General features: G+C 39.5%; 18 protein-coding genes. 7 read left to right on the top strand and 11 right to left on the bottom strand.

The features are described from left to right. Nucleotides 1-4: 4 nt before the first annotated feature. From KZZ04_RS03880 to adk, 3 genes are all read left to right on the top strand, one after another. Nucleotides 5-712, top strand: coding sequence for an RluA family pseudouridine synthase (locus KZZ04_RS03880; protein WP_058404302.1), 708 nt, complete (start codon nucleotides 5-7; stop codon nucleotides 710-712). A 109-nt stretch (nucleotides 713-821) separates the two neighbouring features. Continuing rightward, nucleotides 822-2,735 (top strand): molecular chaperone HtpG, encoded by a 1,914-nt coding sequence (gene htpG, locus KZZ04_RS03875; RefSeq protein WP_219421880.1) that lies wholly within the window; start codon nucleotides 822-824, stop codon nucleotides 2,733-2,735. A gap of 154 nt (nucleotides 2,736-2,889) precedes the next feature. Then, nucleotides 2,890-3,534: an adenylate kinase gene (gene adk, locus KZZ04_RS03870; RefSeq protein ID WP_219421878.1), complete on the top strand. Its 645-nt coding sequence runs from the start codon at nucleotides 2,890-2,892 to the stop codon at nucleotides 3,532-3,534. 47 nt (nucleotides 3,535-3,581) lie between these two features. Here adk and tpx read toward each other — a convergent pair whose 3' ends face one another. Continuing rightward, nucleotides 3,582-4,163 carry a thiol peroxidase gene (gene tpx, locus KZZ04_RS03865; RefSeq protein WP_219421877.1) on the bottom strand — a complete coding sequence of 194 codons (582 nt, stop codon included), beginning with the start codon at nucleotides 4,161-4,163 and terminating at the stop codon, nucleotides 3,582-3,584. Between the two features lie 229 nt (nucleotides 4,164-4,392). Here tpx and KZZ04_RS03860 point away from each other — a divergent pair, with 229 nt between their 5' ends. Further along, nucleotides 4,393-5,397, top strand: coding sequence for a response regulator (locus KZZ04_RS03860; RefSeq protein ID WP_058551725.1), 1,005 nt, complete (start codon nucleotides 4,393-4,395; stop codon nucleotides 5,395-5,397). A 3-nt stretch (nucleotides 5,398-5,400) separates the two neighbouring features. Beyond that, nucleotides 5,401-6,372, top strand: coding sequence for a diguanylate cyclase (locus tag KZZ04_RS03855; RefSeq protein WP_058404307.1), 972 nt, complete (start codon nucleotides 5,401-5,403; stop codon nucleotides 6,370-6,372). 46 nt (nucleotides 6,373-6,418) lie between these two features. Here the strand turns inward: KZZ04_RS03855 and KZZ04_RS03850 are convergent, their stop codons facing one another. Genes KZZ04_RS03850 through KZZ04_RS03840 form a run of 3 tightly spaced genes read right to left on the bottom strand, consistent with a single transcriptional unit; the run spans nucleotide 6,419 to nucleotide 11,187 of the window. Continuing rightward, on the bottom strand, nucleotides 6,419-7,933 hold the full coding sequence (locus KZZ04_RS03850; RefSeq protein ID WP_219421876.1) for a SpoVR family protein: 1,515 nt from the start codon (nucleotides 7,931-7,933) through the stop codon (nucleotides 6,419-6,421). Between the two features lie 17 nt (nucleotides 7,934-7,950). Further along, nucleotides 7,951-9,234, bottom strand: coding sequence for a YeaH/YhbH family protein (locus KZZ04_RS03845; protein WP_219421875.1), 1,284 nt, complete (start codon nucleotides 9,232-9,234; stop codon nucleotides 7,951-7,953). 30 nt (nucleotides 9,235-9,264) lie between these two features. Continuing rightward, nucleotides 9,265-11,187, bottom strand: a complete 1,923-nt coding sequence (locus KZZ04_RS03840; RefSeq protein WP_219421873.1) for a PrkA family serine protein kinase — start codon at nucleotides 11,185-11,187, stop codon at nucleotides 9,265-9,267. Between the two features lie 273 nt (nucleotides 11,188-11,460). On the opposite strand from KZZ04_RS03840, the gene KZZ04_RS03835 reads away from it, so the two are divergent. Then, the gene (locus tag KZZ04_RS03835) at nucleotides 11,461-12,789 is read left to right on the top strand and encodes an IS4 family transposase (RefSeq protein ID WP_219421872.1); all 1,329 of its coding nucleotides are present in this window, start codon (nucleotides 11,461-11,463) and stop codon (nucleotides 12,787-12,789) included. Between the two features lie 47 nt (nucleotides 12,790-12,836). Here KZZ04_RS03835 and KZZ04_RS03830 read toward each other — a convergent pair whose 3' ends face one another. Further along, the gene (locus KZZ04_RS03830) at nucleotides 12,837-13,418 is read right to left on the bottom strand and encodes a superoxide dismutase (RefSeq protein ID WP_058404311.1); all 582 of its coding nucleotides are present in this window, start codon (nucleotides 13,416-13,418) and stop codon (nucleotides 12,837-12,839) included. Nucleotides 13,419-13,683: 265 nt separating this feature from the next. Between KZZ04_RS03830 and KZZ04_RS03825 the strand changes: the two genes are divergently transcribed. Continuing rightward, on the top strand, nucleotides 13,684-14,022 hold the full coding sequence (locus KZZ04_RS03825) for a Grx4 family monothiol glutaredoxin (RefSeq protein ID WP_006792409.1): 339 nt from the start codon (nucleotides 13,684-13,686) through the stop codon (nucleotides 14,020-14,022). Between the two features lie 92 nt (nucleotides 14,023-14,114). On the opposite strand, the gene KZZ04_RS03820 is transcribed toward KZZ04_RS03825, so the two are convergent. From KZZ04_RS03820 to KZZ04_RS03795, 6 genes are all read right to left on the bottom strand, one after another. Continuing rightward, the gene (locus KZZ04_RS03820) at nucleotides 14,115-15,428 is read right to left on the bottom strand and encodes a PAS domain-containing sensor histidine kinase (RefSeq protein ID WP_219421869.1); all 1,314 of its coding nucleotides are present in this window, start codon (nucleotides 15,426-15,428) and stop codon (nucleotides 14,115-14,117) included. Beyond that, entirely contained in the window at nucleotides 15,428-16,759 is a 1,332-nt protein-coding gene (locus tag KZZ04_RS03815) for a sigma-54 dependent transcriptional regulator (RefSeq protein WP_058404313.1), read from the bottom strand. Before KZZ04_RS03815 ends, KZZ04_RS03820 begins: the two co-directional genes overlap by 1 nt. Before the next feature lie 85 nt (nucleotides 16,760-16,844). After that, nucleotides 16,845-18,053, bottom strand: a complete 1,209-nt coding sequence (locus KZZ04_RS03810) for an ABC transporter permease (RefSeq protein ID WP_082653605.1) — start codon at nucleotides 18,051-18,053, stop codon at nucleotides 16,845-16,847. Nucleotides 18,054-18,064: 11 nt separating this feature from the next. Beyond that, complete coding sequence (locus KZZ04_RS03805; protein ID WP_058404314.1) at nucleotides 18,065-19,378, bottom strand: ABC transporter permease; 1,314 nt, start codon at nucleotides 19,376-19,378, stop codon at nucleotides 18,065-18,067. 3 nt (nucleotides 19,379-19,381) lie between these two features. Further along, nucleotides 19,382-20,092 carry an ABC transporter ATP-binding protein gene (locus KZZ04_RS03800; RefSeq protein ID WP_138527919.1) on the bottom strand — a complete coding sequence of 237 codons (711 nt, stop codon included), beginning with the start codon at nucleotides 20,090-20,092 and terminating at the stop codon, nucleotides 19,382-19,384. 37 nt (nucleotides 20,093-20,129) lie between these two features. Beyond that, nucleotides 20,130-21,383, bottom strand: coding sequence for an efflux RND transporter periplasmic adaptor subunit (locus tag KZZ04_RS03795; protein WP_058404315.1), 1,254 nt, complete (start codon nucleotides 21,381-21,383; stop codon nucleotides 20,130-20,132). Nucleotides 21,384-21,861: the final 478 nt, after the last annotated feature.

The raw sequence follows: 21,861 nt of genomic DNA, 5'->3' as shown, positions 1-21,861 counted from the left end.
AGGCATGAATAGTAGCCAAACAAACCCTATTATCGACAATTTTATAGCGCCAAAATGTATAGATACGTTTAGTATTTTGTATGAAGATGACGATATTTTAGTTATTAATAAGCCCAGTGGGTTACTGAGTTTATCAGGGAAAAATCCAGTAAACTGGGATTCAGTACATTATCGCTTAGTAAATGGACAAAAAGGGTTAACGCCGCCCTTTTTAAACGCTAAATTAGTTCATCGATTAGATCTAGGCACATCGGGAATAATGCTTGTAAGTCTTAACGATTTGGCGTCAAAGCGCTTAAATAAACAGTTTCAACTACGTAATGTAGAAAAGCATTATGTGGCAATGCTAGAGGGATGTATTAGCGCTGATGAAGGGCAAATTGATGCCCCTATAGCTAAAGATAAACAACTATTTCCGCGTGTAAAAATCTGCAAGCTAGAGGGGAAGCCTGCTGTTACCGAGTTTAAGGTTATAGAGCGCCTTACTAACCCTGTTAGAACTTATGTACGCTTTTCTCCTTTGACTGGGCGTACTCATCAGCTACGCATACATAGTCATTTTATAGGCCACCCTATTTTAGGGTGCGACCTGTATAAGAATGCACAAAGTGAAAAGCTATCAAAACGTCTACAGTTGCATGCAAGCGATCTGTTTTTTGAACATCCCACTACAAATCAAGCAATTCACATCCATTGCCCAAGCCCATTTTAGTGTGAATTAACATTACATTTTTATTTTTTAATTTTTTCCCTTGAAGTTCTATTAGCTCCCCCCATATTAAGTGCATAACGCAGACACTTTGCTAATTGGAGATATATAAATGAATGCAGCACAAAAAGAAACATTAGGCTTTCAAACAGAAGTAAAACAACTATTAAACTTAATGATTCATTCTCTTTATTCAAATAAAGAGATCTTTTTACGTGAGCTTGTATCAAACGCATCAGATGCAGCCGACAAGTTACGTTTTTTAGCGCTTTCAAATGGTGATCTTTACCAAGGCGATGCAGACCTACGCGTTCGTATTAGTGCAGATAAAGAGGCCAATACCGTCACTATTTCAGATAACGGCATCGGTATGACCCGTGAAGAAGTTATCAACTCTTTAGGTACTATTGCAAAATCGGGCACCGCTGAGTTTTTCAAAAACTTAACGGGCGATCAAAGTAAAGATTCACAACTTATTGGTCAGTTTGGTGTTGGTTTTTATTCTGCATTTATTGTTGCTGATTTAGTGACTGTTCGCACACGCAAAGCTGGCGAAACAACTGCTTATGAGTGGGAGTCACAAGGTGAAGGCGAGTACACGCTGCAAGAAATTGAAAAAGAAGGCCGTGGTACCGAAATTATTTTACACCTTCGTGATGACGAAAAAGAATTTGCTGACGAATTCCGCCTACGTGGTATTGTGACTAAATACTCGGATCATATTTCTACGCCTGTACAAATGTACAAAGCAGAAGTACCAGAATCTGAAGGCGAAGATGGCGAAAAAATTCCAGCAGTACCGGGTGAGTGGGAAAGCATTAACCGCGCAACCGCATTATGGACACGTGATAAGTCTGAGCTTTCTGATGAAGAATACAAAGAGTTTTATAAGCATGTAAGCCATGATTGGGAAGATCCACTTAGCTGGGCACATAATAAAGTTGAAGGTAAAACAGAGTACACCAGCCTTTTATATATCCCTAAAAAAGCACCTTTCGACTTATGGAACCGTGAACGCCAAAGTGGTTTAAAACTTTACGTACAACGTGTATTCGTAATGGATGATGCTGAGCAGTTTATGCCAAGCTACTTACGTTTTGTAAAAGGATTATTAGACTCAAACGATTTACCATTGAACGTATCGCGTGAAATTTTACAAGATAACAAAGTAACGCAAGCGATTCGTAAAGGGTGTACCTCGCGTATTATTAAAATGCTTGAGCGTATGGCGAAAAACAAAGCTGACGATTACCAAGTATTTTGGAATGAGTTTGGCCAGGTAATGAAGGAAGGTCCAGCGGAAGACGCAGCAAATAAAGAAGCGATTTGTAAGCTACTTCGTTTTTCTTCAACTCATACTGATTCGCAAACGCAAGATGTGTCGCTTGAACAATATGTTGAGCGTATGAACGAAGGCCAAGAAAAAATATACTACGTGGTAGCTGATACCTTTACAGCCGCTAAAAATTCGCCGCATTTAGAGATTTTCCGCAAAAAAGGCATCGAAGTATTATTGCTAAGTGACCGTGTTGACGAGTGGATGATGAGCCACCTAACTGAGTTTGCAGATAAGCAACTACAGTCAATCACACGTGGTGACTTAGACTTGGGTAAGCTTGATGATGAAGAGACTAAGAAAGCCCAAGAAGAGTCTGAAAAAGAGATGGCAGGCTTAGTAGAGCGCATTAAAACAGCGTTAGGTGAAGATGTTAAAGACGTGCGCTTTACGCATCGTTTAACCGATTCTCCAGCCTGTGTTGTAAGTGATGACAACGACATGAGCTCGCAAATGCAAAAGTTAATGGAGTCTGTTGGCCAAGCAGCACCAGAGGCTAAACCTGTGTTTGAATTAAACCCAGAGCACCAACTTGTTAAGCATTTAAATGACGAGCAGGATGAAGATAAATTTGCACAATGGTCACATGTATTATTAGACCAGGCATTACTTGCAGAGCGCGGAACATTAAAAGACCCAACAGGATTTGTTACACGCCTAAATAAATTAATGTTAGAGCTAAGCAAATAAAAGTATAAATTGTGTACATATTTAAAAAGGAAGCCTAGGCTTCCTTTTTTTATACGCTACAAAGTAGGCAATTAGTATAAGTTGCTTGAGTATCAGCGGCGCTTATGGAAGAATTCAGGCTTTAAAATAAACTCTCATACTAGGGGACAATGATATGCGCATTATTCTTTTGGGCGCGCCGGGTGCAGGTAAAGGCACTCAAGCTCAGTTTTTAATGGACAAGTACGGTATTCCACAAATTTCGACTGGCGATATGCTACGTGCTGCTATTAAAGAAGGCACTCCACTTGGCTTAGAAGCAAAAAAAGTAATGGACGCAGGTCAGCTAATTTCTGACGATATCATTATTGGTTTAGTGAAAGAGCGTATTACTAAAGCTGATTGCGAAAAAGGTTTTTTACTAGATGGTTTCCCACGTACTATTCCACAAGCAGATGCAATGAAAGAAAATGGCGTAGTGGTCGATCACGTTATTGAATTTGATGTAGCTGATGAAATTATTGTAGAACGTATGGGCGGACGTCGTGTTCACCCTGGTTCAGGTCGTGTTTACCATGTTGTTTACAACCCACCAAAGGTGGAAGGTAAAGATGATGAGACGGGCGAAGAATTAATTGTTCGCGCCGACGACACTGAAGAAACAGTGCGTAAACGTCTAGGTATTTACCACGAGCAAACGATGCCATTGGTTGATTACTACCAAGCAGAAGCTGCATCGGGTAACACCCAGTACCACAAACTAGACGGTACACAAGCCGTTGAAGCAGTAAGCCAACAATTAGGTGAGCTGTTAGGCTAAGCCTAATAACAAAAAAACCGCCAGTTGGCGGTTTTTTATTTAGACACTTATAAAGTTTTAAGTTTTTCTATTACGCTGTCGTATTCGGGCTCGGTAGATAGGTTATTCACCAATTGCTTATAAACCACTTTATGGCTCTTATCGAGTATAAAAATAGAGCGCGTTAGAAGCCCCATATCTTTTATAATCACACCATATTTTTGGCCAAAATCACGCCATACCGAATCAGATAATGTGATAACTTTATCTATGTTCTCTGCTTTACAAAATCGTTTTTGGGCAAACGGTAAATCAGCACTGATAGTCAATATTTCAATACTTGGAAATTGCAGCGCCACTTTTTCGTTAAAATGCTTTGTTTGTAAACTGCACACGCCGGTATCTAAACTTGGTACTACACTAATTAGTAAAGCTTGCCCTTTATAATCGTTAAGTGTTACTGGCGTAAAATTACCATCAACTACTTTAAAGTCAGGAGCGTTATCCCCTATAACTACGCCTTTGCCCATTAAAGTAATTGGTTTACCTTGGACCGATACTTTACCTGCATCGAGGATATTTTCTGGGTAATCGGCTGCAAAAGCAACGGAGCAAAATGCACTCAGCACAAACACGAGCGAACGAAACATAAGGTATTTCCTTTTAAATTAACGCAATGGGTGACAGTGTATTATACTGCGTATAAGTAACCAAGAGATTATACGTTCTTGCTCAGTAAGAATTAATTATGAGATTTTAAATTGTAAACGGCTGAAACTTTGATTAACATATAGTTACAAAAAATATCTTAAATAATAAAAATAAAAAGCCACTATCATTTTTTGATGTTAATACTTGGTTTAAAAATAGAGAGATAGTATGCCAACATCAGTATTAGTATGTGATGATTCCAAATTAGCGAGGCGTCAATTAGCTCGCTCATTGCCGGAAGATTGGGACATAAAAGTTGAGTTTGCAATTAACGGTGTTGATTGTATAAAGCAAATAAAAGCTGTTGAACCAGAAATTCTATTCCTTGATCTTAATATGCCTGAAATGGACGGGTATGAAGTGTTAATGGCAATGAAAGAGTTAGGGTTAAATGTGCTCACCGTTGTTGTGTCTGGAGACATACAACCTAACGCTCATCAGCGTGTACTAGACTTGGGCGCTATCGATTTTATTCAAAAACCTTGCTCACCAGAAAAGCTTGCCGAAATAATAGAGCATCATGGAATTAAAGATAAGGCCATGCGTGAGCGCTTATCTCACTCATTAGGCGAGCAAGTTGACCCTGATGTTAGAGATATTTACCAAGAACTTACAAACGTTGCTATGGGGCAAGCAGGCGACTTGCTTGCAAGATTACTCAATGTGTTTGTTGAATTACCCATTCCAAATGTCAATATTTTAGAGGTGAGCGAACTTGATATGGCGCTTCGCTCCATTGATAATAACGCCTCTACATCTGGTGTGTGCCAAGGCTTTATTGGCGGTGGTGTATCGGGAGAGGCGCTTTTATTATTAAATGATTCCAGTTTTAAAGAAATTGCGTCTTTGATGAACTACGACGGTGTGCTTAACGATAACGTAGAGCTTGAGTTACTGATGGACATTAGTAACATTTTAATTGGTGCTATTTTAACTGGGCTTTCAAAACAACTCGACATGTCGTTTAGTCAAGGCCACCCAATTGTTTTAGGCCAACACAGAGATGTTTCTGAACTTGTAAAAGCAAACAAGTCTCGCTGGCAGCGAACACTTGCAATTGAGATTAGCTACGGCATTGAAAATCACGATATAAACTGTGATTTAATGTTGTTATTCACCGAAGACTCACTCAAAACTTTGAAATACAAAGTTGCTTACCTATTAGAAGATTAAGTTATGGCTGCTGATTTAGATATGAATGAGATCCATTGGTTAATGGATATGTTTAATACCGTTGATGTGGGTTTGGTCGTTCTTGATAGAGATTACAAAGTATGTGTGTGGAATGGCTTTATGGAAAACCATTCAGGCCTGTTGCCAAGTGCGGTAAAGCATAAAGATTTATTTGATTTGTTTCCTGCAATAGATGAGAAGTGGTTCAGAAGTAAGTCTGAATCTGTATTCGTTTTAAAAAATCGCTCATTTACTATTTGGGAGCAACAGCCTTACATATTTAGATTTAAAAATTACAGGCCTATTACCGGCAAAGCCGAATATATGTATCAAAATGCCACATTTATACCATTGACTAATATTCGTGCTGAAGTGAGTCACTTGTGTATTATTTTGTACGACGTAACCGATATTGCTGTAAATAAAAAAGAATTAGAAGATTTAAACGCACGTTTAGAACAAGTAAGCCAAACAGATAGCCTTACTCAATTGTATAACCGTGGTCATTGGGAATCGACGCTTAAACAGGAGTTTTTGCGGATTAAGCGCAATGGTGGTTCTAGCGCTTTACTGATGTTTGATATAGACAGGTTTAAAGTCGTTAATGATGAATATGGCCATACCTGTGGTGACGAAGCATTGCGCCACTTGTCAAAGTTATTAAAAACAACATTGCGAGAAACAGATATTGCAGGAAGGTACGGTGGTGAGGAGTTTGTTGTAACCTTACTTGATACTGACGAGAAGGGGGCCGAGATTTTCGCTGAACGCTTAAGGGTATTAATTGAGCAAAGTCCTGTTTTATACAAACAACTTGAAGTGAAAGTGACCGTGAGTATTGGTTTTGCTTGTTTTAGTAATGAGTTCAAGGACCATGAGCGCTGGATAGAAGCTGCAGATAAAGCCATGTATCAATCTAAAAAGAATGGGCGAAATAAAGTCACCGCCTATGCTGATATGAAAAATGACGCTTAAGCGTCATTTTTTATTAATTATTTTTAGTCTGCCGCCTTGATTTTAATTACTCGGTTGTATGGCGAGAGTCGTCTTTAGGGCATTGCCCAACTGTTGTTACTTGTTCATTATTGTCGAGTTGTTCAAGTTTTACTTTAAATCCCCATAATCTATAAAGATGCTTAAGTACTTCCTCATGTGTATTTGCTAAAGGTATATTATTGTGCGGCACATACCTAAGCGTTAACGAGCGATCTCCTCTGATATCAACATCGTACACTTGAATGTTAGGTTCGTGATTACTTAAATTATATTGAGCTGAAAGCGCTTCTCTTACAGCTTTGTAGCCACTGTCGTTATGAATTGCACCTATTTCTAAATGCGGAGCGCTTGCGTTATCAATAAGTGTAAATAGCTTAAAGTCGCGAATTAATTTAGGGGATAAAAACTGGCTTATAAAGCTTTCATCCTTAAAGTTTTGCATAGCAAAATGCAGGGTATCAAGCCAATTACTTCCAGCGTATTCAGGAAACCACCTTTTATCCTCCTCAGTAGGTTGTTCGCATAGTCGCCTTATATCAACCATCATATTAAAACCCAAGGCATACGGGTTTATCCCCGAGTAATACTGACTATTGTAAGGTGGTTGGTAAACAACATTTGTGTGGCTTTGTAAAAATTCCAGCATAAATGAATCAGTAAGTTTACCTTCATCATATAGGTGATTTAAAATGGTGTAATGCCAAAAGGTGGCCCAGCCTTCATTCATTACTTGTGTTTGTTTTTGGGGGTAAAAGTATTGTGATATTTTACGAACTATACGAATAACTTCACGTTGCCAAGGCTCTAAAAGAGGGGCATTTTTTTCTATAAAGTACAAAATATTTTCTTGTGGCTCTTTGGGAAAGTGGCGTTCTTTCTTTTTAGCTTCTTGATGGTTTTCGGGGATTGTTCGCCATAATTCGTTCACTTGAGATTGCAAATAAGCCTCGCGTTCCTCTTGGCGCTTTTGCTCTTCAAATAACGAAATTTGTTGCGGGCGCTTATAACGATCAACACCATAGTTCATAAGTGCATGGCATGAGTCTAGTAAGGTTTCTACTGCCGTCACACCGTATTTCTCTTCGCAGCGGCTGATGTAATTTTTAGAGAATACAAGGTAATCAATGATAGAGCTGGCATCGGTCCATGTTTTAAATAAATAATTACCTTTAAAAAAAGAGTTGTGGCCATAACATGCATGCGCCATAACCAGTGCTTGCATAGGTAACGTATTTTCTTCCATTAAATATGCAATACAGGGGTCTGAATTAATCACTATTTCATACGCCAAGCCCATTTGCCCGCGTTTATAGTTTTGCTCTGTTTGGATGAATTTTTTCCCGTAAGACCAATGATTGTAGCCAATAGGCATCCCAACGCTTGAGTATGCATCCATCATTTGTTCGGCGGTGATCACTTCTATCTGATTAGGGTAAGTGTCTAACCGGTATTGATCTGCAACGCGGGCTATTTCTGTTTGATACTCAGTTAACAAATCAAAAGTCCAATCAGGGCCGTCACTCATTCGTTTAGTATTCATATTAATACCTCGCTTAGTTATGCAGCGCCTTCTTGTTGCCGACCTTTTTTAAATAGCTCCCTAAATATAGGGTAAATGTCTTCAACACTTTGAATGTGCTGTATGGCAAAGTTGGAGTGTGTTTGCGTAATATTTAGATATTCTCGCCATAGACTTTGATGAGCACGCGTTGTGATTTCAATGTAGGCAAAATAGCGAACAGCGCCTAAAAGGCTATTACGTAATATTTGCCCGCAATGCGGAGTATCGTCAGCCCAGTTATCACCGTCAGATGCTTGTGCTGCATATATATTCCATTCGTCTGCGTTGTATCGCTCTTTAATTATGTTATCCATTAATTTAAGTGCGCTGGATACGATAGTTCCGCCAGTTTCTTGAGAGTAAAAAAACGTTTGTTCATCTACTTCAGTGGCTTGCGTATGATGACGAATATAAACCACCTCAATGTCTTTATAGCTGCGAGTTAAAAATTGATACAACAAAATGTAAAACCGTTTTGCCATGTCTTTCGTGGCTTGGTCCATAGAACCCGACACATCCATAATACAAAACATAACTGCTTTACTGGTGGGATGAGGGCGCTTCTCGTAATTTCTAAATCGCAAGTCGTAGTTATCAATAAATGGCACAGCTTTAATTTGCTGTTTAAGTAGGCTTATTTCTTTTTGTAAAAGTGCAACAGCTGCTTTATCGCTATGTTGTTCATGTATTAATATTTTTAACTGGGCTTCTAACTCGGCTAAGCGGCGCTTTTTACCTGCGCTCATAGCAACACGTCTAGCAAGTGAACCCTGTAGCGAACGTACAATATCAATATTACTTGGCATGCCTTCACTGCAAAAACCGGCACGGTGGGTTTTCATTTGTACAAGTTTATCAAGTTGATTTTCTTGAAGGTTGGGTAGTTCTAAGTTTTCAAAAAGTAGATCGAGGTATTCATCTTTTGAAATAGAGAATACAAATTCGTCTTGACCTTCACCAGAGTCGCTTGCCTCTCCTTGACCTGAACCATCACCCTGACCGCCTTTGGGGCGCTCTATTTTATCACCAGTTGCAAATTGATCGTTACCCGGGTGAACTTGTTTTTTATTACCGCCTTTACCTTGGTGAAAGCTTGGCTCACTAATATCACGTTGCGGAATAGAAATACTTTCACCCGATGTAGAGTCGGTAACACTGCGATTATTTATTGCATCGGACACTGCTTCTTTTATCTGTTTTTTATAACGCCTGATAAAGCGCTGACGATTCACGGTACTTTTATTTTTACCGTTTAAACGCCTGTCTATAAAATGCGCCATATTTACCTCCTAAAACCACAACTATGAAGGTTATTGCGATTTTCTAACACGTAGATACCACTCAGATAACAACCTGACTTGCTTTTGCGTATAGCCTTTCTCGACCATCCGATTAACAAAGTCTTCGTGCTTTTGCTGATCTTCAGCGGAGGTCTTAGTGTTAAACGAAATCACAGGCAATAGATCTTCTGTGTTCGAAAACATTTTTTTCTCAATCACAGTGCGTAATTTTTCATAGCTCGTCCAGAGCGGGTTTTTACCATTGTTGTGAGCCCGTGCGCGAAGTACAAAATTGACTATTTCGTTACGAAAATCTTTAGGATTAGAAATGCCAGCTGGTTTTTCAATTTTTTCAAGCTCAGCATTAAGCGCAGCTCGGTCAAATAATTGGCCTGTATCGGGGTCACGATACTCTTGGTCTTGAATCCAAAAGTCGGCATAAATAACATAGCGATCAAATATATTTTGCCCGTATTCTGAGTACGATTCTAAATACGCGGTTTGTAGCTCTTTACCAATAAATTCAACATACTGAGGAATTAAATAGCCTTTTAAAAAGCTCAGGTAACGTTCTTCAACATCGCTACTAAATTGTTCACGTTCTATTTGTTGCTCAAGTACATAAAATAAATGAACGGGGTTTGCGGCCACTTCAGTGTTATCAAAATTAAATACTCGAGATAAAATTTTAAATGCAAAGCGAGTAGAAAGACCTGTCATGCCTTCATCCACCCCAGCGTAGTCGCGATACTCTTGATACGACTTTGCCTTTGGATCTGTGTCTTTGAGTGTTTCACCATCGTACACTCGCATTTTTGAATAAATGCTTGAGTTTTCTGGCTCTTTTAACCGCGAGAGAGTTGTAAATTGTGCTAAAGCTTTAAGGGTACCCGGCGCGCAAGGGGCGCTATGAAGTTCACTATGCTGAAGAAGTTTGTCGTAAATTTTAATTTCTTCAGTGACACGCAAACAATAAGGTACCTTGACTATGTACACACGGTCTAAAAAGGCTTCATTATTTTTGTTATTTTTAAAAGTTTGCCATTCGGATTCGTTTGAATGCGCGAGGATCATGCCATTAAAGGGGAGAGCGCTAATACCTTCAGTCCCATTGTAATTACCTTCTTGTGTGGCAGTTAGTAGTGGATGGAGCACTTTGATAGGGGCTTTAAACATTTCTACAAATTCCATCAAGCCTTGATTTGCCATACAAAGTGAACCTGAATACGCATAAGCATCGGGGTCATTTTGAGCAAAATGTTCAAGCTGACGTATATCTACTTTGCCGACTAATGCGGATATGTCTTGGTTGTTTTCATCGCCTGGTTCTGTTTTAGCAATACCTATTTGATTAAGAATTGAGGGGTAGCGTTTTACCACTTTAAATTTACTTATATCGCCGTTAAACTCTTTGAGCCGTTTACCTGCCCATGGTGACATAATTGTTTTTAAATAACGCGGCTTAATTCCGTATTCTTGCTCTAGTACATTTGCGTCTTCAATGGGATCAAATAGAGATAGTGGATGATCGTTTACCGGCGAGCCTTTAATTGAATAGATTGGTACTTGTTGCATGAGGTACTTTAGTTTTTCAGCAATAGATGATTTACCACCACCTACAGGACCTAACAGGTAAAGAACCTGTTTACACTCTTCGAGCCCTTGGGCTGCATGTTTTAAATAAGAAACAATTTGTTCAATGGCATCCTCCATACCATAAAAATCGGTAAAGGCAGGGTAGCGTGCAACTACTCTATTAGAAAATAACCGACTGAGGCGTGCATCCGTTGCGGTATCGACCATGTCAGGTTCACCAATGGCCATTAAAAGGCGTTCTGGTGCACTGGCGTAGGCAGACTTATCGGTTTTACATATTTCAAGAAACTCGGCGATACTGTACTCTTCTTCTTGTGCCGCTTCGTAACGTGCTTGGTAATGCTCAAAAATCGTCATAATAACCTCCGAAACCCGCTGTAAAAGGTGCTTACATTTTAAAGTCTAGTCGCGAAAGTGTATGTTTGTGTAATAAAAATAAAAATTTAAGTGAAAAAAGATCATGTTGGAGAAGGTTATTATGTCAAATTACAGAGTGTAAAAGTACAAATAACAGGCACAAAAAAAGACGCTGAAGCGTAATGCCGATCAGTTAAGAAATATTTTAATGATCGGTTGACCGATCTTTTATAGATGTAAGAATCCGATGAGCATTTGCCATCGGATTTTTTTATGAATATTAAAACAGCTTTAGACACCGCATTTAATGCCAGTACCCAATTTCATTCGTTTGAAATGCTCTCGTCATTTCTACAGCCATCTATTATTGATGAGGCTTTTGTTGAAGCGGGAGTCGCCACCGTCAGAAAGCGTCGCTTACCTCTTGAATCTGTGATGTGGTGTGTCATGGGGATGAGTCTTTTTAGGCAAGAGTCAGTGTGGAATATTGCGACTAAGATGGATATTGCACTACCAGGTAAAACACCGCTTGTTGCACCCAGTGCGATGGTTCAGGCGCGACAGCGCCTAGGAACCGAAGCTGTCGAACAATCCTTTAAGAAGATGGCTAAGCATTGGTATCAAAAAAATAAATTCGAAACATGGAATGGACTAAATTTGCTCGGTGTCGATGGGGTTGTGTGGAGAACGGCTGATACCGCTCAAAACCGTGAAAAGTATGGCTCTGGTAGTACTCAGTATGGCGATACGGCATTTCCTCAAATCCGCATGGTGTGCCAAATGGAGCTGACAAGCCACCAACTCATTAATAGTGCGTTTGATAAGTACAAATCGAATGAAATGGTGCTAGCAGAGCAGCTAATTAATGATACGCCGAATCATTCACTGACCCTGTTTGACCGTGGTTTTTATTCCTTAGGCTTGCTGCATCAATGGCAAAAAGCGGGAGAGGAAAGACACTGGATGAGACCGGCAAGAAAAGGACTCCAATTTGATGTAATAAAAAGTTATAGCCGTGCAGATAAACAGGTAAGGCTGAGAGCCACTCCACAAGCGAGAAAGAAGTTCCCCGAGCTGCCGGACGAGATTGAGGCGCGACTAATTACGAAAAAAGTTAAAGGGAAAGGGTGCCGAATTCTTACATCGCTTACCGATGTAATGCGTTACCCCAGTGACGAAATTGTAGACTTATACAGCCATCGCTGGGAAATTGAGTTAGGGTATCGTGAAATGAAACAAACACTACTGAACAGTGAATACACGCTTAGAAGCAAACGCCCAGACATGGTTGAGCAAGAATTATGGGGGTTACTGCTTGCTTACAACTTGATAAGAGTGGCTATGACCGAAGCGGCTACACGTAAAGGTATCTGGCCAAATCAGCTAAGCTTCAGCGGGTGCTCAAGCGCGGTTGTGGCCTTCTTACTTACAACGGGACTTACAAGCTCAGGAAAACTCCCTGTGCTGTATGAAAATCTCATCAATCAGCTAACTTATTACGAGCTTACGACGAGGCGGGAAGACAGGTTCTACCCTCGGAGGGTCAAACCCAAACCAAGCAAATACCCCACAAAAAAGAAAAATACCAGTCAGCTTAACTGACTGGCATTACGCTGAAGCGCCTTTTTTAAATTAGTGATAAGTACTAATTAAGCGAAGTTTGCGTTTGCAAATTCCCAGTTAACTAGTGACCAGAAACCTTTAAGGTAATCTGGACGCACGTTACGGTAATCAATGTAGTATGCGTGTTCCCATAAATCCACTGTAAGAACAGGTGTAACGCCTTCGTCAGTTAATGGTGTCGCAGCGTTAGATGTATTAACGATGTCTAATGAACCATCAGCAAGCTTTACTAACCAAGTCCAGCTTGAACCGAAGTTGTTTACTGCTTTGTCGTTTAATGCATCTTTAAACGCATCAAAAGAACCCCATTTAGCGTTAATTGCATCTGCAACTGCGCCAGTAGGCTCGCCGCCGCCATTTGGAGATAAGCTGTTCCAGTAAAACGTGTGGTTCCAGATTTGCGCTGCGTTGTTAAATACACCGCCTTCTGATGAACATACGATTTCTTCTAGAGATTTGTTTTCAAACTCTGTACCAGGGATCAAACCATTAAGCTTTACAACGTAAGTGTTATGGTGCTTACCGTGGTGAAACTCTAATGTTTCTTTTGAAATATGTGGCTCAAGTGCGTCGATTGCATATGGTAGTGACGGTAGTTCAAATGCCATTTTTTATCTCCATCTTTTTTAGTTGATAGTCCATTTGGTAATACGTAATGCCTGTTGAAACAGACCACTTACCTATACCAAGCGGGAATATAGTGTTACTATAATTGTTGAGTATTTTACTCAAGTTTAAGCAAACAGCAATGCTATTGCGAAAGACTATTTCAATTGTGGCTTTATTTGCCCATTTTAAGTTATATATTTATGGTCACGATGAGTTATTTTCAAGACCTAAGTATATTTAGCTATCGTTACTTTGAGGTTGTAGATGGAAACCATTGATAAAATTAAACAGCAAATTTCAGAAAACCCAATTATCCTTTTCATGAAAGGGTCACCTAAGTTACCAAATTGTGGTTTTTCTTCACAAGCTTCACAAGCACTTATGTCGTGTGGCGAACCGTTTGCATACGTTGATATTTTACTAAACCCAGATATTCGTGCTGAACTTCCTGCGTACGCAAATTGGCCTACATTTCCACAACTTTGGGTTGAAGGTGAGCTAATTGGTGGGTGTGACATCATCATCGAAATGTTTCAACGTGGTGAATTACAACCGTTAATCACAGAAACAGCGGCTAAGTACAAAGAAGCTGACGCTGAGTAATCTTACTTTGCGAGTGCTATTTTTATAGTGCTGTGATGATAAAAGCCACGTTAAGTGGCTTTGTTGTTTTTAGCTGTTTTTAACAACATCAATTATGTGCATGGCAAGGTAATTTGCACGTTTAGGCCACCACCTAATTTATTATGTAAGCTTATTTGTCCCTTATGTGCTTCAGCAATCTCTCTGCATAACGCTAACCCTAAACCACTTCCTGTACTTTTTGTTGAATAAAAAGGTACGAGTGCATTAGCCATGACCTGCTCACTCATCCCTTTTCCGCCATCGCTTATATCTACTATGCAAGCATTATTAAAAAACGCTACAGATATATTTACTTTAGACGGATCCGAGCCTGACTCGTGTGCATTTTTGAGTAAGTTGATAAGCAATTGCTCAAGTTGTGCCTGATCTGCATGTAATATGCTCTGAGTGGTGTTTACTGTGTAGCTAAACTGCCATTGCCTATTAAGATCTCTTAATGTGTTTTGCCAATTTATTGCTGATTTTTGTGGTGTAGGTAGCTTTGCAAATTTGCCATAGCCTTGAACAAATTCAGTTAAGTGGCTTATTCTCTCATCGATTGTTGAAAACACTCTTGCAAGACGCGGCTCATCTACGCGGCTAGCTAAAAGCTGAGCGCTATGCAGCATCGATGACATAGGGCCAAGTGAATTATTAAGCTCGTGGCTTATTATTCGAATAACTTTTTTCCATACTGCTACTTCCTGGCGGCTGAGCTCACGGGTAAGTTGTTTAAATATGTATAAGTGATGTTTTTGGTTATTAAGTAAAAACTCGCCAGTAGATAAATGCCAAGTTTGAGAATCGTGATTGTCTACTTCAATATTAAATAAACCATCTACGCCTTGCTCAATAGCATTAGCAAGCTGAATAGGCGCATCAGACAATAATTGTTGAAGCTGCGTGCCTTCCAATTGTGTTGTGCTATTAAATAACGTACGGCTGATTAAGTTACTAAATACAACAATACTGTTATCGTTAACGAGTAAAAGGGCTTGTGGAGAGCTTTGTAATACCTTGTCTAGCATTAACTCTCGTTGATAAATCCACTGTTTTTCTTGGCGAAGTTGTTTTGCAGTTTGATTATAAAGCTGACATAGCTTTCCTAACTCATCGTTGTTTTTATAAGCTAATAAACTTGAAAGCTCACCATCCTTAAAATTAAGCAAGCCAGTTTCTAACGATTGCAACCCTAACTTAATGGGCTTTGTTAAGGCTCTAGCAAGTAATAAACTTGTAAGCATAGCTGCTATGACTAACAACACAGAGTAATAAAGCGGGGGTTGTGCAATTATTGTAATGCTCATAACAGGTAAAACGCTGCATATAATGCATATGCCTACCACTTTGTGAGTTAATGATAAGCGACTAATAAAATTAAACATTAGTAATCAATACCCATTTTTTGTAAGCGCCTATATAGTGCTTGGCGGCTTAAACCAAACTCTCGTGCTACTTTGGCAATAACACCCTGATTAGCGCGTATTGATTGTTCAATTTCGAGTTTTGAAGGCTCTTTTTTTTCGTCATTAATTTTTATTGGCAGTGATGGTGTTAGGCCAAAGTCTTCAGCGCTAAGCAAGCCATCAGGCTTTATAACACCCACACGTTTACAGGCGTTTTCAAGTTCTCTCACATTACCTGGCCATTGATATTGATTAAGCGCCTGCTCTGCATCAATGCTTAGCTCTCTATGTGGTAAAAAATGATTGATGAGTGGGGCAATATCATCAATACGTTCACAAAGCGCAGGTACGTTTAACTCAATAACATTAAGACGATAGTACAAATCTTCTCTAAAACGACCTTCGGTTATTGCGTGCAATAAATTTTCGTTGGTGGCAGATATAACACGAACCGTAACTTTGCGCGTTTGTGTAGAGCCTAATCGTTCAAATTCACCTGTTTGTAATACTCTCAACAACTTCATTTGCCCAGAAAGTGGCAAGTTGCCAATTTCATCTAAAAATAATGTTCCACCATCGGCCGCTTCAAAGCGACCTATACGTTGCTTGGTTATACCTGTGTAGGCACCGGCTTCTGCGCCAAATAATTCAGCCTCTAAAAGTTCTTGGGGTAGGGCGCCAGCATTTACTTTAATGAAAGGCTGATTTATTAGTGAAGAGTTTTTTTGAATTATAGTCGCAATGCATTCTTTTCCGCTGCCATTAGGGCCTGTTATGAGTGCAGAGATATCAGATTTAGCCACTTGTAATGCCATTGTGACTAATCGCTCCATTGCGGTACTTTTAAAAATAAGGCCTGCTAAGTTAGCCGTATTATATTTATCATCCCGCTCTTTCTGTAGGCGGTTGTGCGTGGCCACAAGTTGCTTAGTGCGCCCCAGCTCTATTAAATTATTAATGCATGTAAGAAGCTTGTGGTCATCCCATGGCTTTGGAAGGTAATCGGCAGCGCCTGCTTTAACAAGTTCAATAGCCGTTGAAAGTTCAGTCCAGGCGGTTATTAATATAATAGGGAGGTGTGGGTTTTCTTCACGCAACGCATAAAACAAAGTTTTACCTTCTTCGCCGGAGGTAGTATCGCTGGTAAAATTCATATCTTGAATAACGAGAGCAATGCGTTGGTATTGCACAATTTGAATGGCTTCAAAGGGCGTTGATGCGGTAACTACATTAAAGTCATGTATCTCTAGTAGTAATGATAATGCCTCTAAAACGGCCGGATTATCATCAACAATAAGTATTTTTTCCATGTGAATTTAATCGCTGTTTATTATTATTTAAATATTGAAAATGCTACACCGTGTTTGGTCAGTGTAGCATAGGTTGGGAGCTGTACTATATGGTTCGGGTTGCGATACTGGGCGAAATATTTGCAGCGCGTTTAGCTGGGCCTAATACAGCCAAAAGACTCATTATAAAAACCATAATGGCAGTAGCTGCAACATAGCCTAAGGGTAACGCAGCAATTGAAAAGTGTTGCATTAGCAATTGCCCAAGTACGAGGGCAGCAATTACGCCTAAAACTAATCCAGCAATGCAAATCAAGGCATTTTCAACTAAAAAGTAATTGATAATAGCAGATTTACGAGCGCCTAAAGCACGACGGGTTCCAATTTGCTTGGTGCGCTTACTTATGTTGAACAAGGTTAAGCCAAATATTCCTAAAGCGGTGACAAGTAAAAGGATAGTTATAAGCACAACTAACATACGCATCATTAATGTGTCTTCAGCCATATATTGCGCTTTATCTTGGTCTAGCCCACGAATTCGGATAATTACACGTTTGTTATAATTTTTAAGCATTTCGTCTTCAATCTGTTTGGCTATTTCTGCACGGTCATTAGAAGCAGTACGAACTAAAAAGTTGCCAGATATATTGGGGTTAATGTAAGGAATTAATGCGATATTATTTGGGCGGCTGTCTTTTAACCAAGGCCCTTTTGCATGCTTAATTACACCAACAACTTTCAGTGGAATATCACCAAGGAAAATTGTTTTTCCTAGGCCATTTTCACCAGGAAAAAGCTCATTTAGTAATGCTTGGGTCACAATAGTTACATTAGCGCGTTGATCATTATCGTTGGTTACGACAATGTCGTCTTGGGTAAAATTTCGTCCTGCAACCAGCTCAACACCAAGTGTGTTAATTGCATGATCATCAGTAAAAAAGTAAGCCGTCCTTGCTGAAAGTCCAGGTTCTGGCGCTGAGTTAACACTGAAGTCAGAAGAGCTACCACTACCTGATAACGGTATATTATTAATATACACGGCGTCTTTAACACCGGGTATAGCTCTAAGCATGGTTTCATCCAATTCAAATTGCTGGTGGCTTTGAACATCTTTACCAAAATGCATGACATGAAAAGCAAGTATTTCGTCTTCTGGGTAGCCAGTTTCTTGGTTAAGGTAGGTTACTCTGTCTTGAATAATAAAGGCTGCGTTACTAACAATTGCAGTGGTAATCGCTATTTGGATGAGTAGCAAAAGTGCACCCACTTTAGATCGACACAGCGCATGAAAAATAGGTTTAATTTCTAATATCATTGCGTTCGTCCTTATTGGCTTTTTAGATAAATTGCAGGGTTGGTTTTACATACCAGCCAAGCAGGGTAAAGCCCGGCAATTACACAGGTACTGATAGCAATAACAGGGGCGCTCAGTAACATACTTAAATCCATCGTCGCTAAGCTTTCGTAATAACGGTAGCTCTGACGAACACCTAATAAACCTAACTGAGCAAATACAATCCCCAGTAGCCCGCCCAAAAGCCCTAACATAGCGACTTCAACAATATGTTGCATAAAAATCTGACGTTTATTAGCACCAAGTGCACGACGCACACCAACCTCCGGCGCTCGACGTAAAAATTTGGCAAGTAGTAAGCCAAGAATATTAGCCAAACACACAGCTAAAAACATAAAACTGAGTGCCACTAAAATTTTGTTATCTTCACTAACCACATTATTGTAAGCCATCCATTGGTTAACATCTCGAATGCTGAAGGCGAGCTCTTTGCGATCAAATCGACCAAGCTTTTGCTGATCTTGCATATAAGCTAATAAATAATTTTCGTAATCATTTTTTTGTTGCTCGGTAGTTAACTCAACCCAGAATTGAATCCAGACCATTTCTGACTGTAACTTGGCAGTAAAGCTTCGAACATCTTCATGCTTCCAACCATTAGTATTGCCCCAATTACCCAGTTGTTTTGCTTCAAGAAGGCCAAATGGCATAAAAAGTTGTTCGGGATCGTTAAATGCGCCATTATTTAAATCGTAATATTTAATGGTTAGTGGCCAGTTTTTTGTAACACCAATTACTTCGTAACTTGCATCGTCAAGATAGATAATCTGACCTACTGAATTTTTACCAGCAAATAACTTATCGTTTAACTCCTCGCTAATTACAACAACGGGCGCTGCATCGTCTTCTTGCTGCTGTGACCACTTGTTACCATAAATAAATTCGAGGTCAAACATATTAAAAAACTCAGGAGTAGTAAGTCTTGCACTTTGGCTAAACGGTTTTACTTTGTCTGAATCTATGTATACAGAAAAACCACTTCGTACCATTTTTAAACGTTGAGCACCTAATTGAGACTGATAAAGATTTGCAGCATCTTGATACGTCAGTTGAAGAGGGAGGTTATCGGACGTCCACCATGTACTCCCATCATCCATTATTTGTAATTGCACACTGAAAAGCTGGCTGCTTTTATGTGGAATTGGATCGGCCGACATCATGTGGTAAACGCTCAAACTAGTCATGGTGATGCCAATACCAATTGCTATAGCAAGTACCATTAAAGAGCTTACAAGTGGTGTGCGCTTAAAGCTACGCCAACTTAGGTCAATATAATGAACAAGCATGAATTATACTCCTTGTGCTACATTTATTGGCTGTGCACCTTGGTACAAAGTAAAGTCGGCTAGTTGTCCATCAACTACTTGAATGTTGCGCGGTGCACGGCGGGCTAATTCGCTATCATGTGTCACCATTATAATAGTGGCGCCATCGCGATTTATTTGCTCAAGTAACTCCATAACTTGGCGAGCCATCAGGCTGTCTAAGTTACCGGTGGGCTCATCGGCAAGTAAAAAACGAGGTTTTCCGGCAAGTGCGCGGGCTATTGCCACTCGTTGTTGCTGGCCGCCCGATAATTGCTGGGGTAGGTGTTTAGCGCGAGAGGCTAAGCCTACTTGTTCTAAACATTGCTCTATTGTGCGTTTACGTTCTTTTGCTTTAATACCTCTATAGCGAAGAGGTACCTCAATATTTTCATATAAATTTAAATCTGGTATTAAATTAAAACCCTGAAAAATAAAACCAATTTTTTGATTTCGACAATCAGCACGTTGGTTGTCGTTTAAACTGCCAACATTGACACCATCCAAAATATAGTCACCTTCACTAAATGGTTCTAACATCCCTGCAATATTTAAAAAGGTTGTTTTCCCAGAGCCGCTCGGGCCTGTGACAGCTATAAATTCACCTTCATTTACATTTAAGTTAAAGTCCCTCAATGCGTGAGTTTGAACCATTTCAGTTTGGTATACTTTACTTATATTTTTCATTTGTAACATGATTTTTTCCTTAACTTGGCGCTGGTTGGGAGCGTTTTTAATTTAGTAAAAGCGTATCTGCTTGATTAAATTGGTTGTAGCTAGAAATTATTATTTCGTCATTTTCATTTAAGCCGGTTAAAACCTCTACAGCATTAATGCTGGTGGCACCTACGGTTATAGGTACACGCCTTGCAACGTTGTCGTCTATTTTATAAGCAACAATGCCACCTTGTTGCATAAAGGCTCCTCGCTGCACTTGCAGCACATTTTGGCGATTGTCGAGCAAAATGCGAGCAGTCAAACGTTGATTTTGACGAATATTATTGCTGTTGCCTGCAAAACGAACCCGTGTGGTTACTTCACGATTATTAACTTCAGGCGATATAGCTGATAGCACGCCCATTATTGTTTCGTTTCCTAATTTAAGCTCTACGTCCATCCCTAACCCTAGTTCGTTTGCATAACTTTCTGGCACCTGTAATTGCGCTTCAAAATGACTTAAATCAACCAGTGTCATTAAAGGCTGACTTTGTGTAACCGCTGCTTTTTGTTGCACAAGCAAATTACCAACAATACCTGTAACTGTTGCTCTAATTGACAGCTCACTTACTTTTCTATGTAAATCATCAACAATAAGCTGCTGGCGTTCTACATCACTTTTAGCGGCTTGCAATTCAAATGCGAGTGTATCTTTAGCAAGCGCTACTTCTTGTTGTGCGTGTTTATAAGTAAGTTGTGCTCGTGATAAGTCATCTATTGCTTTTTCAAGGTCTATTTGACTAATTAAATGCTTTTTAATTGATAGCTTTGCGCGGCGATTTTCTCTTTGTGCTGCGTTTAATTCTACACTGGCCATATCGAGTGTTTTTGTAAGAGTTAAAGTATCTCTTCTTGATTGTAAGTGTTGCCTCTTAAGTTCACCTTCTAATCGTTGCAGAACAGATTGTTGTTGTTTTAATTCATTAGTAAGTTCAGGGCTATGAAGTAAAGCGAGCTCGTCGCCTTTGGTAACGGTATCGCCGGCTTTAACGTGCAAGCTAACAAAGCCTCGCTCTGGGCTGTAAATACTTGGCGCGTTGGCGGCAACGATTTTTCCACTTGCGGCTACGTCACGGACAAGCGTTTTAATTTCTACTTTTGCTATTTGCACCCTTTCTCTACTAAATGAGCTGGTTGCATCAGAGCCTGACATAACGCCATAAACAGCAGAAATAATAAGTAATAACGCAGCGATAATTAAAAGAAGACGTTTTTTATAGTTTGCAGGTTTATTAACTTGTATGTCTTGAGCACTGGTGTCTTTAATCATTATTGAACCTTAGCTAAATGAATTTATATTTTTTTCAAACATGACATAAAGTGATGCTGCAAAAATAGCGGCCATAGGCGAGAGTAAAAACAAGCTTAAAGTGAACATAATTCTTCCAAATAATAATGACTAAATTACACTATACGATTAGCATGCCAAAAGTTAAGTTATTGATATTAAATAGCTTGATAATTTATTTTTTAAAATGATACGTCCGCGGACACTTTATGTGTCCGCTGCGGACACCTTAAAAGCAATATATAAAGAGTAAGTAATTTGTTACGGGTACTTGGTAACCAATAACGTAGGCGCTTCAGTGAAATCAAAAATGTAAGCGTGTTTAAAGGTAAGCTTCTCAGGCGATTAAATAGAAGGATGAGATTCAAGTCTTGCCTGATAAAGTTTTCTTCTGTTTGCGAATAATTAATCAAGGTATTTAGTCATTAAATGATAATTATTAAGCTGAATGAGTAATAAA

Source organism: Pseudoalteromonas sp. CR1 (assembly GCF_019392235.1).
In the GTDB taxonomy this organism is placed as follows: domain Bacteria; phylum Pseudomonadota; class Gammaproteobacteria; order Enterobacterales; family Alteromonadaceae; genus Pseudoalteromonas.
This window is presented reverse-complemented; position numbering and strand designations above follow the sequence as displayed.

Bases quoted from the DNA above. Each gene is read 5' to 3' on its own strand.
- KZZ04_RS03795 (WP_058404315.1), bottom strand. From the start codon at position 21,383: ATGATTAAAGACACCAGTGCTCAAGACATACAAGTTAATAAACCTGCA.
- KZZ04_RS03805 (WP_058404314.1), bottom strand. From the start codon at position 19,378: ATGCTTGTTCATTATATTGACCTAAGTTGGCGTAGCTTTAAGCGCACA.
- KZZ04_RS03855 (WP_058404307.1), top strand. From the start codon at position 5,401: ATGGCTGCTGATTTAGATATGAATGAGATCCATTGGTTAATGGATATG.
- KZZ04_RS03860 (WP_058551725.1), top strand. From the start codon at position 4,393: ATGCCAACATCAGTATTAGTATGTGATGATTCCAAATTAGCGAGGCGT.
- KZZ04_RS03845 (WP_219421875.1), bottom strand. From the start codon at position 9,234: ATGGCGCATTTTATAGACAGGCGTTTAAACGGTAAAAATAAAAGTACC.
- KZZ04_RS03800 (WP_138527919.1), bottom strand. From the start codon at position 20,092: ATGTTACAAATGAAAAATATAAGTAAAGTATACCAAACTGAAATGGTT.
- KZZ04_RS03880 (WP_058404302.1), top strand. From the start codon at position 5: ATGAATAGTAGCCAAACAAACCCTATTATCGACAATTTTATAGCGCCA.
- tpx (WP_219421877.1), bottom strand. From the start codon at position 4,163: ATGTTTCGTTCGCTCGTGTTTGTGCTGAGTGCATTTTGCTCCGTTGCT.
- htpG (WP_219421880.1), top strand. From the start codon at position 822: ATGAATGCAGCACAAAAAGAAACATTAGGCTTTCAAACAGAAGTAAAA.
- KZZ04_RS03820 (WP_219421869.1), bottom strand. From the start codon at position 15,428: ATGTTTAATTTTATTAGTCGCTTATCATTAACTCACAAAGTGGTAGGC.
- KZZ04_RS03830 (WP_058404311.1), bottom strand. From the start codon at position 13,418: ATGGCATTTGAACTACCGTCACTACCATATGCAATCGACGCACTTGAG.
- KZZ04_RS03810 (WP_082653605.1), bottom strand. From the start codon at position 18,053: ATGATATTAGAAATTAAACCTATTTTTCATGCGCTGTGTCGATCTAAA.
- KZZ04_RS03815 (WP_058404313.1), bottom strand. From the start codon at position 16,759: ATGGAAAAAATACTTATTGTTGATGATAATCCGGCCGTTTTAGAGGCA.
- KZZ04_RS03825 (WP_006792409.1), top strand. From the start codon at position 13,684: ATGGAAACCATTGATAAAATTAAACAGCAAATTTCAGAAAACCCAATT.
- KZZ04_RS03850 (WP_219421876.1), bottom strand. From the start codon at position 7,933: ATGAATACTAAACGAATGAGTGACGGCCCTGATTGGACTTTTGATTTG.
- KZZ04_RS03840 (WP_219421873.1), bottom strand. From the start codon at position 11,187: ATGACGATTTTTGAGCATTACCAAGCACGTTACGAAGCGGCACAAGAA.
- adk (WP_219421878.1), top strand. From the start codon at position 2,890: ATGCGCATTATTCTTTTGGGCGCGCCGGGTGCAGGTAAAGGCACTCAA.
- KZZ04_RS03835 (WP_219421872.1), top strand. From the start codon at position 11,461: ATGAATATTAAAACAGCTTTAGACACCGCATTTAATGCCAGTACCCAA.